Origin of the sequence: Sorangium sp. So ce1036 (assembly GCF_051369805.1) — a bacterium.
GTDB lineage: Bacteria > Myxococcota_A > Polyangia > Polyangiales > Polyangiaceae > Sorangium > Sorangium cellulosum_F.
The window spans coordinates 1962551-1978732 of sequence record NZ_JBBMOX010000001.1 but is presented as its reverse complement, the minus strand read 5'-3'; the positions used below and the strand labels follow the sequence as shown (position 1 = coordinate 1978732).

General features: G+C 72.3%; 13 protein-coding genes. 8 read left to right on the top strand and 5 right to left on the bottom strand.

Annotated elements, in window-relative coordinates; translation table 11 throughout:
* Window positions 1-192 precede the first annotated feature (192 nt).
* Window positions 193-1458 carry a hypothetical protein gene (locus WMF31_RS07450; RefSeq protein ID WP_436601262.1) on the top strand — a complete coding sequence of 422 codons (1266 nt, stop codon included), beginning with the start codon at window positions 193-195 and terminating at the stop codon, window positions 1456-1458.
* 82 nt (window positions 1459-1540) lie between these two features.
* Here WMF31_RS07450 and WMF31_RS07445 read toward each other — a convergent pair whose 3' ends face one another.
* Together WMF31_RS07445 and WMF31_RS07440 are read right to left on the bottom strand one after the other, a co-directional pair.
* On the bottom strand, window positions 1541-2308 hold the full coding sequence (locus WMF31_RS07445) for a glycoside hydrolase family 75 protein (protein ID WP_436601261.1): 768 nt from the start codon (window positions 2306-2308) through the stop codon (window positions 1541-1543).
* Between the two features lie 35 nt (window positions 2309-2343).
* Complete coding sequence (locus tag WMF31_RS07440) at window positions 2344-3153, bottom strand: tetratricopeptide repeat protein (protein ID WP_436601260.1); 810 nt, start codon at window positions 3151-3153, stop codon at window positions 2344-2346.
* A gap of 383 nt (window positions 3154-3536) precedes the next feature.
* Here WMF31_RS07440 and WMF31_RS07435 point away from each other — a divergent pair, with 383 nt between their 5' ends.
* The 3 genes from WMF31_RS07435 (at window position 3537) to WMF31_RS07425 (ending at window position 7902) form a co-directional block, all read left to right on the top strand.
* Window positions 3537-4892 carry an STAS domain-containing protein gene (locus WMF31_RS07435; protein ID WP_436601259.1) on the top strand — a complete coding sequence of 452 codons (1356 nt, stop codon included), beginning with the start codon at window positions 3537-3539 and terminating at the stop codon, window positions 4890-4892.
* A gap of 265 nt (window positions 4893-5157) precedes the next feature.
* Window positions 5158-6642, top strand: a complete 1485-nt coding sequence (locus tag WMF31_RS07430; RefSeq protein ID WP_436601258.1) for a lamin tail domain-containing protein — start codon at window positions 5158-5160, stop codon at window positions 6640-6642.
* 330 nt (window positions 6643-6972) lie between these two features.
* Entirely contained in the window at window positions 6973-7902 is a 930-nt protein-coding gene (locus tag WMF31_RS07425) for a hypothetical protein (RefSeq protein ID WP_436601257.1), read from the top strand.
* Window positions 7903-8087: 185 nt separating this feature from the next.
* Here the strand turns inward: WMF31_RS07425 and WMF31_RS07420 are convergent, their stop codons facing one another.
* Together WMF31_RS07420 and WMF31_RS07415 are read right to left on the bottom strand one after the other, a co-directional pair.
* Window positions 8088-8594 carry a GNAT family N-acetyltransferase gene (locus WMF31_RS07420; RefSeq protein WP_436601256.1) on the bottom strand — a complete coding sequence of 169 codons (507 nt, stop codon included), beginning with the start codon at window positions 8592-8594 and terminating at the stop codon, window positions 8088-8090.
* 89 nt (window positions 8595-8683) lie between these two features.
* Window positions 8684-9193 carry a hypothetical protein gene (locus tag WMF31_RS07415; protein WP_436601255.1) on the bottom strand — a complete coding sequence of 170 codons (510 nt, stop codon included), beginning with the start codon at window positions 9191-9193 and terminating at the stop codon, window positions 8684-8686.
* 981 nt (window positions 9194-10174) lie between these two features.
* Between WMF31_RS07415 and WMF31_RS07410 the strand changes: the two genes are divergently transcribed.
* From WMF31_RS07410 to WMF31_RS07395, 4 genes are all read left to right on the top strand, one after another.
* On the top strand, window positions 10175-10819 hold the full coding sequence (locus WMF31_RS07410; RefSeq protein WP_436601254.1) for an RNA polymerase sigma factor: 645 nt from the start codon (window positions 10175-10177) through the stop codon (window positions 10817-10819).
* Window positions 10812-12152, top strand: a complete 1341-nt coding sequence (locus WMF31_RS07405; RefSeq protein ID WP_436601253.1) for a FecR domain-containing protein — start codon at window positions 10812-10814, stop codon at window positions 12150-12152. Before WMF31_RS07410 ends, WMF31_RS07405 begins: the two co-directional genes overlap by 8 nt.
* A complete protein-coding gene (locus tag WMF31_RS07400) occupies window positions 12149-13303 on the top strand; it encodes a hypothetical protein (RefSeq protein ID WP_436601252.1) in 1155 nt (384 codons plus the stop codon). Before WMF31_RS07405 ends, WMF31_RS07400 begins: the two co-directional genes overlap by 4 nt.
* 103 nt (window positions 13304-13406) lie before the next feature.
* Complete coding sequence (locus tag WMF31_RS07395) at window positions 13407-14537, top strand: DUF4215 domain-containing protein (protein ID WP_436601251.1); 1131 nt, start codon at window positions 13407-13409, stop codon at window positions 14535-14537.
* A 77-nt stretch (window positions 14538-14614) separates the two neighbouring features.
* Here WMF31_RS07395 and pssA read toward each other — a convergent pair whose 3' ends face one another.
* Window positions 14615-15475 (bottom strand): CDP-diacylglycerol--serine O-phosphatidyltransferase, encoded by an 861-nt coding sequence (pssA, locus tag WMF31_RS07390; protein ID WP_436601250.1) that lies wholly within the window; start codon window positions 15473-15475, stop codon window positions 14615-14617.
* Window positions 15476-16182 lie beyond the last annotated feature (707 nt).

Sequence of the window (16182 nt, the reverse complement as noted above, 5' to 3'; positions counted from 1 at the left end):
GGCCAGCACGAGCGCACCGTGCGACCTCATGCGCACGGCCGGCATGTCCAGAGATCTTGAAGTGCGCCCGACACGCTCCTAGCTTCCCGGCACCATGAAATCGAGCCTCGGGGGAGGTCGTCCGACAGGGCTGGCTCGCCTGTCGTGGATACCGCTCTCGAGTTCGTACTCACACCTAGCAGGATTCAACCTATGCGTACGATCACCACGCTCATCGCTCTCCTCAGCGCCCACGCGCTCCTCGGCTGTTCGAGCTCGGATCCCACCCCTTCACCGGGTCCAGAGGACAAGCTGCTGGAGGCGCCCGCCCCCGGCGAAGGCGTCCAGTACCGGATGACCTCCGTGATCGAGCCGGGGCAGGAGATCGAGCGCTGTCAGCTCTTCGTGGCGCCTCCCGAGGGGCTCAACATCCAGCGGGACGAGGTGCGGTACTCGGGCGGGAGCCACCATGTCCTCCTGTACGCCACGAACTATACCGAGATCCCGACCGAGACGCGCCGGGGCGTCCCGATCGACGCGGCCCAGGTTCATGATTGCAAGGACGGGGTCACGGCCGACTGGGAGGTCTCGGGCGTGATCTCCGGCTCCCAGTCTCCCGAAGGCAACTCCTTGCTGGGCCCCCTGCCGGAAGGCGTGGCGGTCAAGGTCAAGCCGGGCACGGTGCTCGTCATGAACACCCATTACCTGAACTCCTCGCTCGATCCGATGGAGACCGACGCGCGCATCAACCTCTACACGATCCCGGACGAGGAGGTGAAGACCGAGGCGGGCATGCTCTTCCACTACAATCCCGTCATCCGCGTGCCCGCGCGCGGGGAGTCCTCGGCGCGGATGCGATGCACGACGGAGCAGGACATCTCCGTCGTGCGGATACAGTCGCACATGCACCGCCGCGGCGTCGGTTACGTGGCCAACCTGGTCAAGAGCGACGGCTCGACGCAAGAGCTCTATGCCCACGACAAGTGGGAGCAGGTCCCGTCCGGGGAGTTCGCCCCGGTCCTCGAGGTCAAGGCGGGCGAGGCCCTCGACTACCGCTGCGATTACAGGAACCCCGAGGACCGCGACGTGGTGCAGGGCCAGACCACCCGGGATGAGATGTGCATGCTCGTCGGGCCCTACTATCCCCGCTCGCCGAGTTACGAGAACTGCCTGAACGGCGACGGCGAGTTCGCCGGCACGTGGATCGGCTCCGGCACGGCGACGTGCGCGGAGTCGCTCGCGTGCCTGTCCGGGGCAAGGTCGCCCGACGAGGACCAGGGCTTCGACTACTATGGCTGCGTGGTGGACAGCTGCGCGGGGGCCGGGGAGGAGCTCTCGGCGGTGCTCCAGTGCCAGTGGAGCCAGGGACACGGCGCCTGCACGGACGCGTGCGCCGAGAGCCCGGAGGCGTGCGGCGCGTGCATCGCCACGGCGTGCGCCGACGCGGTGACGGCCTGCGAGGCCGCGGCGTGCGAGTGACGCAGCGGTGAACGGCGCCGCAGGGCGGCCCGGCTCCGCCCTGCGGCGCGGCCGCAGCGCCCGCGCGGCGAGCGCTGCGCCCTCAGGGCGCGGCGAGGAGCTCGGCCGCACGCTGCTCCCCGAGCTCCGCGGCCTGCGCCTGGTCCTCGATCACGCTCACGAGCGCGTCCGGACCGGAGAAGGCGAAGTAGGTGACGCCGCTGTCCACGCCGGGGCGCCCCGGTTCGACGTTGATGCCGAGGCGCTTTGCCATGGCGTGCGAGGCCATCCCGATGGCGTCGCACGGCCCCACGTCGCCGAGGACGCCGTAGGCGAGCTGGTCCCGGTAGACGACCGCGACCACGCTCCCCATGGCGAGACCGGCCTCGTCGTAGCTCCACGGCACGCCGGGGCACCCCTCCACGGCGGTGGCGGCAGGGACGACCACGAACGGCAGCGTGAGCGAGTCGAGCGCCTGTCCCGTCGAGTCCGTCGCCGCCGTGTGGGCCCCCTCCGAGGGGCACTCCGGAGAGTCGTGGGAGAGGCCGTCGCAATCGATGCCCATGCCGGCCTGCCAGAAATAGGCGCCCTCCAGGGCACAGACAGGGATGCTGGGCTCCGGGACGGGGTCCCTCGCGTTCCGGTAGAGCCCCGAGGAGACTTGCTCGCACGAGGCCGTGAGCGCGAGCAGATCCGCGGCGCTCGGCGCGGGCGGCGGCTCGACCTCGCCCGGGTCGTCGATGAACTCGAGATCGTCCACCCCGGAGAGCATCGTGCACGCGGAGCCCCCGGACAGCGCGAGGACCGCGAGCGCCCCCACGCGACAGGTCGCCCGCGCGCGCGTGGCCGTCGTCGCTGCCGTCGCTGCCATTGCTCCCGCCGTTCCCGGCGCTCCCGTCGTTCCCATCAGAACGTCGCCTGGAGCTCGATCCGACCGATGCCCACCCCCGCGCGCCACGCCACGCCGCGCGGCGCTCGGCGCGCCTCGCCCGCGGCGTCGGGCGCGGGGTCGCCGCCGGGGCGCAGCACGAGCAGCACGACGCCCGCCGCGGCCGAGGCGGCGCCCACGAGGAAGCTCGCCGTGGACACGTGGCCGAGCGTGGTCGCGGCGTCGGCCTCGCCCTGGAGCGCGGCGGGGCAGCGCCGGCCGTCGCACTGCGCCTTGAGGTCGGAGACGCGGGAGAGCGACAGGATGCCCGTGACGGCGCCGACGCCGAGGCCCACCGCCCCGAGCCCGAACGCGAGGCCCGCGGGCAGCAGCGAGCCGCCGCCGCGGTCCGCGCCCGCCGGCGCCGGCGCGGCGGGGGGCGGGGCCGCCGCCGCGGGCGGCGCGAGCGCCGCGCGCACCGCGTCGAGCTCGACCTCGGCGTCCCGGCGCGCGTCGAGGAACGCCGGCGGCGCGTCGTCCGGGAGCGGCTCGGCGAGGACCTGCTCGTAGAGGGCGCGCGCGTCGGTCAGCTTGCCCAGCTTGCGCTGGCACCGCGCCATGTAGAGCACGAGCGTCGGCGCGTGGTAGAGCCGGTCCGCCTCCTGGAAGGCCTCGAACGCCTCCTGCCAGCGGTCCGCGCCGTACAGCTTGAGCCCCTCGTGCGCCTTGGCCCGGGCGAGCTCCTGGGCGCTCTCGGTGGCGCGGTCCGGCGGCTCCGCCGAGAACGCCGGGGCTGTGGCCAGCACCGTCACCACGAACGCGCACCGACGGAGACACTTCGCGAGCATCATCATCCTTTCAGTCGAGGGCCGGAGAGGGGCTGTCCTTGCGACCTGCTGCGCGACCCCGCTCGCCGCGATCGACGGGCTCGCCGCGGCGAGGATCGATGAGCAGCGGCGGGTCGCACACCAGGGGCCAGCGCCCAGGCCGGGATGCTAACAGATTTCGGCGTGCCGGATGCGCGGCCGCGGTGAGGCCGCGCGCGCCCGGAGCGCGGCCGCGTCGCGCGCCGCGCCGCGCTCCTGCGCGCCGCGCCGGTCGCGCGCGCCGCGCCGCGGCGGCGCCGCGCCGTTCGAGCCACCGGCGCGATGTCGCGCCGAAACGAAGCCGACACGCGGCGCGTGCTAGCGATGATGCGAGGAGGTGTCTCATCAAACCGTCCGACGAATCCGTGAGCAGGACGGGCGTGGGGGTCGACAGCGTCCTTGCCGACGAGCGATCGCTCGTGGAGCTGCTCCGGGTGGTGACCGTCGACGTGCACGAGGCGGCGAGCGTCGAGGCGGCGCTGCATCGCACGATCGTGCACATCTGCGGCCGCCTGGGCTGGCCGGTCGGCCACGTGTACGTGCCGGCCGCGGATGATCCATCGCTGCTCCTCCCGACGGCGCTCTGGTACCTCGACGATGAGGTCAAGTTCGCGACCTTCAAGGCCGTCACGGAGGCGACGCAGTTCACCCGCGGGGTCGGGCTGCCCGGGCGGGTGCTCGCGAGCAAGCAGCCGGCGTGGGTGCGCAACGTGAGGGAAGACGCGAACTTCCCGCGCGCCAGGCTCGCGAAGAACCTCGGCGTCAAGACGGGGTTCGCGTTCCCCGTGGTGATAGGCGCCGCCGAGGTGGTGGCCGTGCTGGAGTTCTTCTCCGACGCTGAATACGGGGACGACGGGACGTTCCTCGCGACGATCGGCCGCATCGCGCGGCAGCTCGGTCGCCTGTTCGAGCGCAAGCACGCGCAGGAGATGCTGAGCAGGGAGCGGGACTTCCTGGCGGGGGTCATGGACCTCGTGGACGGGCTCATCGTGGTGCTCGACGCGCGCGGGCGGATCGTCCGGATGAACCGCGCCGCCGAGCGGGCGCTGGGGCGCGCGCTCAGCCTGTTCGGGCCCCGCCACCTGTGGGATCTCACGCCCGACCCGGCGGCGTCGGCCCGGCTCAGGGCGCTGTTCGAGGAGCTCGGTGCGGGCGGGCGGAGGCAGCAGGTGGAGGTCCCGTGGACGGCGGGGGACGGCGCGCGCCGGGTGACCGCGTGGTCCGGCGCGGTCCTGCGCGGCAAGAACGGCGCCTCGCGGTTCGTGATCATGACCGGCATCGACCTGACCGAGCGCAGGCGCGCCGAGGAGGAGCGCGCGCGGCTGCAAGAAGAGGTGATCCGGGCCCAGGACGCGGCGCTGGCGAAGCTGTCGGTGCCGCTCATCCCCCTCGGCGACGGCGTGGTGGTCCTGCCGCTCATCGGCCCGCTGGAGGCGCAGCGCGCTCGCCGCATGATCGAGGCGCTCTCGCGCGGCATCGCGGCGCGGCGGACGCGGATCGCGATCGTCGACCTCACCGGCGTGGACGACCTCGACGCGCCGGCGGTGCAGACATTGCTCGATCTGGTGCGCGTGGCGCGCCTGCTCGGCGCGCAGGTGGTCATGACGGGCATCCGCCCCGAGGTCGCCCAGCGGCTCGCCGCCGGCGGCACGGACGTGAGCCGCCTCGTGGTCAAGGGCTCGCTGCAGAGCGGCATCGCGTTCGCCATGCGAGGCCGCTGAGGGCGCGCCCGCCCCCGGCGTGCGCCGCGCCGCGGGCCGAGGCCCCGGCGTCTTACCGCGCGACGGCGCCGCTGTCGCGGGCGCGCACGCGCTCGGTCGGCCGAGCTCGGCCGTTCTGGACAGGGGATGAGGCCCGAGGTGGTTGTCATCCGTTCTCAACCAAAGAGGCACCCTGCCTGGCACGAGAGCCAGCGCAGGATGCCTCCAGGTGAGCTCCTGATCATGCCGTCATGGAACGAAGCCGAGAAAGGTCCGGGACGACGAGATGCCAGCGACGACTCTCTTTTTGAAGCGGTATGCGGCGGTGCGCCTGCCGCTCCTCGTGGCAGCGCTCGCCGGGGTGGCCTGCACGACCGACGCGCTGCCGGACGGGCGAGCCCCCGAGGTGGTCGTGGTCGGCGAGCGCAGCGACGCGCTCTCGACGCGCGTCCGGCTCATGGCCGCGAACATCACGAGCGGCAGGTACCAGAGCTACGATCCCGGTCACGGCATGCGCATCCTGCAGGGCGTGAAGCCGGACATCGCGCTGCTGCAGGAGCTCAACTACGGTGACAACAGCGCGGCCGACCTGGGCGCGTTCGTGACAGCCACGTTCGGCGCGGGGTTCAGCTACTACCGCGAGGGCGGGGCGCAGATCCCGAACGGGATCGTGAGCCGGTGGCCGATCGTCGCCGCGGGCGAGTGGGATGATCCGCGGGTGGGGAACCGGGACTTCGCCTGGGCGCGCATCGACATCCCCGGCCCGGTCGACCTCTGGGCGATCAGCGTCCACTTCCTGACGGCGAACGCGACCGAGCGCGACCTGGAGGCGCAGTCGCTCGTGTCGTTCATCGACGCGCACGTGCCCGAGGGCGATTACCTGGTCATCGGCGGCGATTTCAACACGGGGAACCGGTCCGAGAGCTGCCTCTCGACCCTGTCGAGCGTCGTCGTCACGTCCGGGCCCTACCCCGCGGACCAGAACGGGAACACGGACACCAACGCGGGACGGACCAAGCCGTACGACTGGCTGCTCGTCGATCCGGATCTGAGCCCGTTCCATACGTCGGTCGTGATCGGCGGGAGCAGCTTCGCGAACGGGCTCGTGGTGGATACGCGCGTCTACACGCCGCTCGCCGAGATCAGCCCGGCGCTCTGGTCGGACAGCGGCAGCCAGAACATGCAGCACATGGGCGTCGTGCGCGACTTCGTGATCCCCTCCGACGGGGGGACCGGCTCGGGCGGCGGGGGCGGCTCGGGCGGCGGGACCGGCTCGGGCGGCTCGGGTGGCGGGGCCGGCGCCGCCGTCGTGATCCTCAACGAGGTGCTCGCGAACGAGCCGGGCAGCAACCCGATCGGCGAGTTTGTCGAGGTCGTCAATGTCGGCGACGAGGCTGCGGCGCTCGGAGGCTTCACGCTCCACGACAGCACCGGCATCACGCGGCACACCTTCGCCGCGGGGACGACGCTCGCGCCCTCCACGGCCATCCTGGTGTACGGCAGCGCCTCGGGCATTCCCGCCGGCGTGAGCGGGGCCGTGGGCGCGTCGTCGGGCGCGCTGGGCCTCAACAACGGCGGGGACACGGTCACGCTGCGGGACGCGCTGGGCGCGACGGTGGACGCCGTGACCTACTCGAGCGCGCTGGCGTCCCAGAACGGCGTCTCGATGAACCGCAACCCCGATGCCACGCCGGGGACGCCCTTCGTGCTGCACGGCGCGTTCGGGGCCGACGCCTCGCCCGGCCGGCGCGCGGACGGCTCGGCGTTCTGAGCCGCGTCGCGGCGCGCTCCGCAGCGTCCAGCGTCGCGGGACGAAGGCTCTCTTCGAATGCGATGCGCGACATGGTCTCCTCCAGCATCGTTGGATGCTCGCGGCAGGGGAGCCCTGCCGCCTGCCCTGGGCCACGAAAGGCGACGATCGAGACAGACCTGGTCCCGCGGCCTCGGTTGATCCATCGACGGATAACTGAGCCGTCGTACCGCGGAGTGGGCGTGGTCGCCGCCCCCCCTCCGCCATGGCGCCGCCACCCCCTGAGCTGGCCCTCTCCTCGCGTTCTCCCGTCGTTTCGTGTCGGCATGGGGCGTGCCCAAGGTCGGTGTCATGCCGACGCTCGAGCACAACGCCCTCGTCGAGATGTTCCGTGAGCGCCCGGAGCTCGCGCCCCATGTCCTCGCGACGCTCTTCCATGTCGAGGTGCCGCCGCACACCTCGGTCGCGGTGGTCGAGTCGTCGCTCGACCAGCTCATCCCGGCGGAGCTCCGCGCGGATCTCGTGCTCGAGCTGCGCGACGCGAACGGCAAGCTCGTGCTGGCGATCGTCCTCGAGGTCCAGCGCAACGTGGACCCGGACAAGAAGTTCTCGTGGCCGACGTACGTCACGGGCGTGCGCGCCAGGAGGCGCTGCGCCACGGTCGTCCTCGTGGTCGCGCCGGATGCCCGCGTGGCCGCCTGGGCGGCGGAGAGCATCGACCTCGGCCTGGGCCTCGGCACCGTCAAGCCGCTGGTGCTCGGTCCGACTGTCGTCCCCGAGATCACCGACCCGGCCGGCGCGGAGAAGGAAACGGAGCTCGCCGTGCTGTCGGCGGTGGCGCACGGCAACGGGCCGAACGGGCTCACCGTGCTCCAGGCGGCGCTCGCGGCCCTGGGCCGGCTCGACCAGGAGCGCGCGATGGTCTATTTTCAGCTCATCTGGGACGGGTTGCGCGAACCCATGCAGCAGGCTCTGGAGGCGTTGGTCATGGAACGGCAGATCGAAGGCGAGGCGAAGCTTCCCCCGTTCGTGCAGAGGCTCATCGACCGCGGCATGCGCGAGGGAAAGCTCGAGGGCATGCGCGAGGGAAAGCTCGAGGGCATGCGTGAGGGCGAGCTCAAGGGCAAGAAGGAAACCCTGCTGCGGCTGCTCGCGCGCGCAGGGATCGTGCTCGCCGAGAGCGAGAGCGCGCGCATCCAGGCCTGCTCGGACATCGCCATCCTCGACCGCTGGATCGAGAACGTCCTCGGGGCGAAGACCGCCACCGAAGTGCTCTCCTGACGGCTGGCGGATGCAACCCAACAAGGCAATGAATCAGACGGGCCTCGCCAGCTGATCATCGCCGGGTCGTTCGGGCATCGATGGATCAGCCCATCTGGGGGGCTCACAGCTCACTGGTGCGGACCGGGCGGGTGAGCTTGGTCGTTCGGCAGGCGGACGTTGCGTCCGTCAGGGCAGGTGGCTCGTCAGCCCTCAGCGTTGAATGCCGGGTGGTAGGACACTCTGCCTGAGGGTACTGCACCACGGAGAGCGATGGCCTGGAAGTACTCCGGCGGGACATCGGGCAGGACGAGCGTAGGCTCAGCTTTGAAGCCGAAGCGGCCATAGTAGCTCGGATCTCCAAGCACGACACAGCCAGCCGCGCCCAGCCTGCGCAACTCAGCCAGAGCCCGCTTCATGAGCTGGCTACCAATGCCTTGACCCTGGCGGTCTGGCGCCACCGAGATCGGCCCCAGGCCATACCAACCCTCAGCGCCATCGGAGATCGACACCGGCGATACGGCGACATGCCCAACGATAGCGCCATCGACCTCGGCAACCAGAGAAAGGACCAGCTGGCCGGCTTCCCGCAACGCATTGACGATGAAGTGCTCCGTGTGACTGCCATGTGTCGCACCGCGAAAGACCGCGACAGTCATCGCTTCGATGGCCCCAGCCTCCGACGGCTCTTCATCTCGTATCTTGACGTCCATCCGAGCTTGTTCCTCCCTGGGCCAACGCCACGCCTCAGGGGCGCGTTGCGTTGAAACCGTCGCCTGCAAGCATTTGTCTGCTGCGGCCCTCACCTGAGCTCTGCTGCCATCGCTTGAACCACATCGCTGACGCTGCCTCGAAGCAAACGAGACTCATAGCCGCACGCGATACACTCGAAGATCGAATCGTGAAACGCAAGAATAAAATGTCTCAGATCCACATACAAGGAAGCCGAGTGACACGGGTGAACACGGTTTCGTCGATCGAGGGCTCGGAGCCACGACGACCGAGTGACCTCAAAGGCGCCGTACGGTTGCAGTCCGCGACTGGCCAGAGGATGCCCGCTGAACGCTTCGTCGTTGGGCGGGCCAAAGAAATGTGCGCTGGGGCGGACGAACTGAACGACGGCGATCGTCTCGTCTTCGCTTCGGGGAGTCACACTCCGGATCGCCGTTCCGTCCCAGCCTTGTCGTTCGACGATGTAGGTGACGTAGACCTGATGTTCGTTCGCGAGCACTACCGGAAGCGGCGCCCCGACGGAACTTTGCGCCAGATCCGACAGCTCCACCACACCATCATTTTCATCGACTTCGTACATGTTGTCTCTGAGCAGCCAACTATCCATCGATTGGTCAAACGAAGCCGCCGGACCAGGTCTGTCCAGATCGTCGCCTTATGTAACCTCCCCCCACGAGAAGTCTCATGGCTCGGCTCTGCGCCGCAAGGCCCAAACGCTATCCATCGCCATAGAGGAGCTCCGTCTGACAGCGGTGGCAGTCGCCGCCTTTCCGGGGGGCCCGGGGGCGCCTGGAGGGGCGCGGCAGACGCGCAGCCGGAGGCGTGGCGCCGCGTAGCGTCCGGGTGACACGGCGCGGCCAGAAGCCGTGCCCGCTCCCGGGCCAGCTCGACCCTGGCTGCTGCCTCGACCCATCGCCGGACGCCAGCGGTGGGCCGAGGGGCCGACCGACGCATCTCCAGTGCCACGACACCGCCTCGGGATGATGCTCGCGATCGCGCGCTGCGCGAGCCTCCGAGGCTGCGGATCGCGCGTTCCAGGCTCCCGAGGCCGTCTGGCTCGGTCGCGGATCGACCTGACCCCCCTCAAGGCCGCCTCCGGCACGTTGCAACCTCTCCACGCCCCCTCCAAGGCCGTCCGGCTCGGTCGCGGATCGACTCGACCCCCCCTCCAAGGCCGTCCGGCTCGGTCTCGGATCGACCTGACCCCCCTCCAAGGCCGGCTCGGGCACGTCGCGACGTCCCCGCGCCCCCCGCCCGGGCCGACTCGGGCACGTCGCGACCTCTCCATGCCCCCCTCCATCGCCCACCTCGGCCATCACGACCTCCCCGAGGCTCCCGCGCACTACCGGGTCCTCGCTCCCCTCCCCGCTGCCACGGCGAGCAATCCGCGCGGCGCCCTCCGACGCCGCTCGGGCCGGTGGCCGCGGTGGCCGAACTGGCCCCGGCGTGATCCCCATGAGCGCGGAAACGCAGAACGATCCAGCCTCCGCCCCCGCCGCTCGACCCCTGTCGTTATTCTGAGCCACCCGGAGCGCCCCGCGACCACTCACCTGCGCAACGCGTGCTCTCGCCCGATCCTGCCCCCGCGCCCCGCCTCACGCTCGTCCGCGCGCCCGCCACCGCGGCCCTCGACGACGCCAGCCTCGCGCGCGCCGCCGCGGAAGACCTGCCCGGCGCCGCCGGCGCCGTGTGGGATCGCTACGGCGCCATGGTGCACGGCCTGCTCCGCCGGGTGCTCGGCCCGGGCGGCGACGTCGAGGACCAGGTCCAGGAGACCTTCCTCCAGTTCTTCCGGGAGGTGAAGAGGCTCCGGGATCCGGCGGCGCTGCGGCCGTTCCTCCTCGGCATCGCCGTGCGCGTGGCGCGGTCGGCCCTCCGGCGCCGGCGGTTCCGGCGCTGGCTCTCGCTCACCGACAGCGGCGTGCTCCCGGAAGCGCCCGCGGCCGGCGTCGACGAGGGCGCCCGCGAGGCGCTCGCCCGGCTCTACGCGATGCTCGACACGCTCGACGACAAGGCCCGGCTGCTCTTCGCGCTGCGCCACATCGAGGGGCTCGATCTCGCGGACACCGCCGCGGCGAGCGGGCTGTCGCTGGCCACCGTCAAGCGCCACCTGGCGAAGGTCACCGCGCGCGTCCACGCGATGGCCGAGCGGGATCCGGTGCTCGCCGATTACCTCGTCGCCACGGAGGAGGACCGACATGGCTGAGCCCACCCCCAGGCCCGCGCCGGAGGTCGCCCTGCGGCGGCTCACCGCGCTGGCGCGCCGCGCCGGCGCCGTGGGGCGGGCCGATCCCGCCCTCGCGCGCGGTCGCGCGCGGTTGATCGACGAGATCGAGCGGCCCAGGCTGCCGCTCGAGCCGCGGCGGCCATGGCTCATCCCCGCCGCGCTCGCGCCGCTGCTGATCGCCGGGGCGATGATGGTGCTCCGGCCCGCGCCGCGGCTCGACTACCGGATCGACAGCGCCACGGCCGCGGAGAGCTACGTGCACGCCGGGGCGAGCGGGGCGACGGCGCGCTTCAGCGACGGGACGACCGTCCGCTTCGGTCCGGACGCGCGCGGGCGCGTCGCGGCCGTCACCGCGCGCGGGGCCCGGATCCACCTGGAGCGCGGCGCAGCGCGGTTCAAGGTCACCCCGCGGCCAGGGGCCGAGTGGTTCGCCGAGGCGGGGCCGTTCACCGTCACCGTGACCGGCACGGAGTTCGACCTCCGCTGGGAGCGCGAGCGGCTCGAGCTGACGATGCAGCGCGGCGCGGTCGTCGTCCGCGGCCCGCTCGCGGCGGACGGCATCGCGCTCCACGGCGGCCAGCGGCTGGTCGCGGACGTCGTCCGCGGCGAGCTCACGATCGCCGAGATACGCGCCGCGCCGGTCGCACCGCCGACCGGCGGCGCTTCGCCGGCGCCCGCGAGCGCCGCCGAGGAGCGCAGCAGGAGGGCGGCTCCCGCGGCCGGCGGGGGCGCCGCGGACGGTGCGGCCGCGGCGGCTCCGGCGCCGGAGAAGGCCGCCGCGCGCGCGCCGGCGGGCGCCGCGCCGCGCTCGCCCGTCGCGCAGGACGCGACCGGGGGCGACGCGCCGGCCCCTCGGAGCTACCGCGAACGCGTCGCGCGCGGCGACTTCGCCGGGGTGATCGCGGACGCGGAGGAGCGCGGCATCGACGCCACCATCGACGGGAGCCCGCTCGCCGAGCTCGCCGCGCTGGCGGACGCCGCGCGGTATGCGGGGCGGAACGACCTCGCGCGGCGCGCGCTGCTCGCCGAGCGCTCGCGCTTCCCGGGCTCGCCCGAGGCACGCTCGGCCGCGTTCCTCCTCGGGCGGCTCTCGGAGGCGAGCTCGCCCGCAGAGGCCCTCTCCTGGTACGATCGGTACCTCGCCGAGTCGCCGGAGGGCTCGCTCGCGAGCGAGGCGCTCGGCCGGAAGATGCTCGTGGTGCGCGCCTCCGGCGGTGACGGCGCCGCCCGGCCGATCGCGCAGGAGTACCTGAGGCGCTATCCCCAGGGGACGTTCGCCGTCAGGGCAGCGGAGGTCCTCGACGGTCGATGAGAGCGGGCTGGCTCGCGCTGGTGCTGTGCGCGGCGCTCCTCGTGCCGCGAACGACGGGCGCCGCCGCAGGGATCGAGGTGATCCTGGTGCGCGCGCCGCGCGTCGGGGCCGTGGTCGGGGAGGCGACCGTGCGGCTCGCGGCGGAGCTGCGCGCGGTCGGCTTCTCCGTGCGCCTGATCGACGGCGCGCCGGGGGTCGACGGACGCGCGCTGGTCGAGGGCGCAGGGGCCCCGGTCGCCACGATCGTCCTCCTGGAGACCGACCGCGGCCCGGTCGCCGACGCGTGGGTCGCCGATCGCGTCACGAAGCGGACGCTCGTCCGGCGCATGGAGCTCGGCGATCCCGGCGTGACCAACGCGGCGAGCGATCTCGCCGTGCGATCGGCCGAGCTGCTCCGCGCCAGCCTGCTCGAGCTGAGCGGCGCGCAGCGGCGGGAGCTGCCGGCGCAGGTGGCGCAGTGGCTCGCCGACGCCGCGCCGCCGCCCACGGCCGCGCCGCCGACGCCCTCCGCGCCGCCGACGCCCTCCGCGCCGCCGACGCCCTCCGCGCCGCCGACGCCCTCCGCGCCCCCGACGCCGCCCGCCGCGCCGCCGCGACGGGCTCCCAGGAGCACGGTGCCGCCTGCGCGGCCGGACGGAGATCGCCGGCTGAGCCTCGAGGCAGGGCTCGCGGCGCTCGCCGGCGACGTCGGCATCGTCGCGGGGCCTTACCTCCGGATCGAGCACGACCTTGCGGCCGGCTTGTCGCTCCGGGGGACGCTCGTGCCGGCCATCGCCGAGAAGCGCCTCGACGCCCCCGCCGGGCGCGCGGCGCTGCGCCAGACGGCGGCGTTGATCGGCCTCGCCTACGCCGCCGGCGGCGACGAGCGGCGGATCTATCCGCTGCTCGCGCTCGGCGCCGGCGTCTATCACCTGACCGTCGAGGGCGAGGCGAACTCGCCCCACCGGGACAAGCACCAGGCCTGGTTCACCGCGGGGATCGCCGCGGGGGCCGGCGTCGGGATCCGCATCCTGCCGTACCTCACGGCGCTCGCGGAGCTCGACGTCCTCCTGCTCGCGCGAGAGCCGAGGGTGACCATCGCGGGCGCAGAGGTGGGCCGCACCGGGCGCCCAGCGCTCCTCCCTTGCCTCGGCCTGAAGCTGAGCCTCTGAGGCGCCGGGGCGTCCGGGGCCTCGATTTTCGTGAGCCACGGCGAGGGCGTCACGCTCACTTACCCGAGCGAGGCCGGATTGCTTCGCTTCGAGAGGGAGAACCATGAGCACTCATCTTCTATCGCGCCGTCCGCCCCTCGGCGCCGCGGCGCTCCTGCTGATGCTGCTGCCCGCCTGCAGCGCCGAATCCCTTGAGGCGCTCGACGCCGCGCTCGGCGGCGATGGTTCGGTGGACGGGCCGTGCTCCGGCGCCGATGCCCCCTCCGCGGGCTGCCCGAAGGACCCGCCGCCCCCCGGCGCCGTCTGCGGAGACGGCGCGATCGACGGCATGGAGCAGTGCGACGACGGCAATACCCACGACGGCGATGGGTGCTCCGGCGCCTGCGCGCTGGAACCTGGCACGGATCCAGGCGCCGCCTGCGGAGACGGCGTGATCGAAGCCCGAGAGCAGTGCGACGACGGCAATACCCACGACGGCGACGGGTGCTCCGGCGCCTGCGCGCTGGAACCTGGCACGGATCCAGGCGCCGCCTGCGGAGACGGCGTGATCGAAGCCCGAGAGCAGTGCGACGACGGCAATACCCACGACGGCGACGGGTGCAGCAGCGACTGCACCTCCGGCACCGTCGCCTTCGCCTTCAGCGGCGCCGTCGTCAAACTAGGCAACGGCCCTGAAACTGGCGAGGACCCCCTCAAGACCGGGGTCCAGGTCGGCGATCCCATCCGCGGCGTCTATCGCTTCAATCCGCACAACGTCGCCGACCACAGATCCTTCTCGAGCTCGCACCAATCGCTCTATGCTTTCCATAACACGCCCGGGTCCTTCGAGATGGAGACGCAGATCGGTCCGCTGAGCGTGACGTCGATCCATGTCCCCCCGATTCAGGTGGACAGCGAGGACCCGTGGTACTCCTACGGCTCGGCGTTTACCCTCTGGAACGGGGTCACGGGCGCCCCGTACGACTCGGCCGACAGCTACCGTCTCGACGTCCGTCACAACGCGGTCGCGGGCATGGACGTGGGTCGTCCTCTCGTGCTCGTCGAGCTGACCATCGAGCTCTCCGGCCTCCGCGACCCATCCGCGATGACGTCCACCGCCCTGCCGACCACGCCGCCGGAGCTGGGCCGCTTCGATGAGCACAGGGCGATCTGGCTGATTCTCATGACGGACCTCGGCGTGAAGTCCTATATCTACGGCGAGCTGACCTCGCTCACGCTCGCTCCGGGCGACTGAGCTCACCGGGCGCGTGCGTCGAGCAGGCCACGCGGCGTCCCCGGGCGCCTCGCGGCGCAGGGCGGCGCGCTCCCCGATCAGCCGGCGGGGGGCGCCGCCGGCGGGGCCGCGTCGCGCGGCCTCGCCGGGGGGCGCCGGAACGACTCGGCGATGCCGAGCAGGACATAGGCGCTGATCAGCCAGACGAGGACGAACGCCGGCTGCCATCGGGCCGAGATGATCGCGCTCGACCCGAGCGCGAGCGCCGCCAGCAGCGCGGTGCGGGCGTCGAGGCGCAGATCCTTGAACGAGCGGAACCGGACCGTCGACACCATGAGCAGCGAGAGCAGGACCGTCGTCGCGAGGACCGCCGGCGCGACGCCGGCGCCGCCAGGTTGCCCGTCCGCGGCGGCGTGGGTCAGGACGATCGCGACGAGGACGCCGGCCGCGCCGGTGACCGGGAAGCCGACGATGTACTTCGGCGGGACCGCGGGCCTGCCCGCCTCGCCCGCCGAGAGGACGTTGAAGCGGGCGAGCCGGATGGCGCCGCACGCGGCGAACACGAACCCGCCGAGCACGCCGAGCCCGTCGAGGCGGTGGAGCGCCCACTGGTACACGAGGACCGACGGGGCCACGCCGAACGAGATGAGGTCAGCGAGCGAGTCGAGCTGAAGCCCGAAGGCGCTCTCTGTCCTGGTCATCCGCGCGACGCGGCCGTCGAGCGTGTCAAAGAGCATCGCCAGGACGATGAGGAGGGCGGCGCGGTGGAAATCGTCCTCCGAGCGCGCCGAGGCCGAGCGACGCAGGGAGTCGAAGCCGCAGAAGACGGACGACAGCGTGATGAGGTTGGGGAGGAGATACCAGGTCTTGCGCGGCCGCTCCCGCGGGCCCTCGCCGCGCGCCGGCGCCGGACGGCCGGTGGCGCCTGGCCCGGCGGCCGCGGCGCGCGGCGCCTCCATGCGGGGACTTCGTCTGCCTGGAGTGCATTCGGACATGGTGGCCATCCCGGCGGGCCGACGATGTCGCGCGGCGCTGGACCGGCGATCCGACGAGCACGCCCGGCCGGCGTCCTATACACGACGCCGCGCAGCTTCAAGCGGGAGCGCGCCCGCAGCGCTTCCGACCTCCACGGGCTCCCTCGCGCTCTCGAGGTTCCGGAGGACAGGAGACGAGCCGCGCCGCGCGCCGCCGCGGGTCCAGGGCGTCGGCCTCGTGCCCCTGGCGACGGAAGCGTTGCGGTGAAGGATGACCCTCAGCAGGCCTCCCCCTCACGGCGCCTCACGCGCCTGGGCTCGCCGAGACAAATCGCCACGGAAAACTCATGTGAGTCGGCGGAATGCGCGCAGCTCGCCAGGACGAGGTGGTGAGTGGCTGAGCTTGCCGGAATCGGATTGACAACGCCGCTCTCCGGCCCCCTGATACCGGAACACGGATACACGCCAATCGACATCTACGGTCATCCCTGAAGTCGGTAAGGCAATTCCGCAGGAACCCTGGTCTGTTCAGAGCACTTTGATGCAGAGCCCGGAGACAGCGCGAGACGGCACGAGGCGAGATCCGACAACGATCCTGACGAAGCTCGCTTGCAGGTCCTTCTGAACCATGTTAATCGGATGTCGTCCCGGTCATCGCTTGTACATCGTCCACGACGCGCAGACCGGGGCAG

Coding starts and splice junctions, on each gene's coding strand:
- WMF31_RS07450 (WP_436601262.1), top strand. CDS start 193: ATGCGTACGATCACCACGCTCATCGCTCTCCTCAGCGCCCACGCGCTC.
- WMF31_RS07445 (WP_436601261.1), bottom strand. CDS start 2,308: ATGGCAGCGACGGCAGCGACGACGGCCACGCGCGCGCGGGCGACCTGT.
- WMF31_RS07440 (WP_436601260.1), bottom strand. CDS start 3,153: ATGCTCGCGAAGTGTCTCCGTCGGTGCGCGTTCGTGGTGACGGTGCTG.
- WMF31_RS07430 (WP_436601258.1), top strand. CDS start 5,158: ATGCCAGCGACGACTCTCTTTTTGAAGCGGTATGCGGCGGTGCGCCTG.
- WMF31_RS07425 (WP_436601257.1), top strand. CDS start 6,973: ATGCCGACGCTCGAGCACAACGCCCTCGTCGAGATGTTCCGTGAGCGC.
- WMF31_RS07420 (WP_436601256.1), bottom strand. CDS start 8,594: ATGGACGTCAAGATACGAGATGAAGAGCCGTCGGAGGCTGGGGCCATC.
- WMF31_RS07415 (WP_436601255.1), bottom strand. CDS start 9,193: ATGTACGAAGTCGATGAAAATGATGGTGTGGTGGAGCTGTCGGATCTG.
- WMF31_RS07405 (WP_436601253.1), top strand. CDS start 10,812: ATGGCTGAGCCCACCCCCAGGCCCGCGCCGGAGGTCGCCCTGCGGCGG.
- WMF31_RS07400 (WP_436601252.1), top strand. CDS start 12,149: ATGAGAGCGGGCTGGCTCGCGCTGGTGCTGTGCGCGGCGCTCCTCGTG.
- WMF31_RS07395 (WP_436601251.1), top strand. CDS start 13,407: ATGAGCACTCATCTTCTATCGCGCCGTCCGCCCCTCGGCGCCGCGGCG.
- pssA (WP_436601250.1), bottom strand. CDS start 15,475: ATGGAGGCGCCGCGCGCCGCGGCCGCCGGGCCAGGCGCCACCGGCCGT.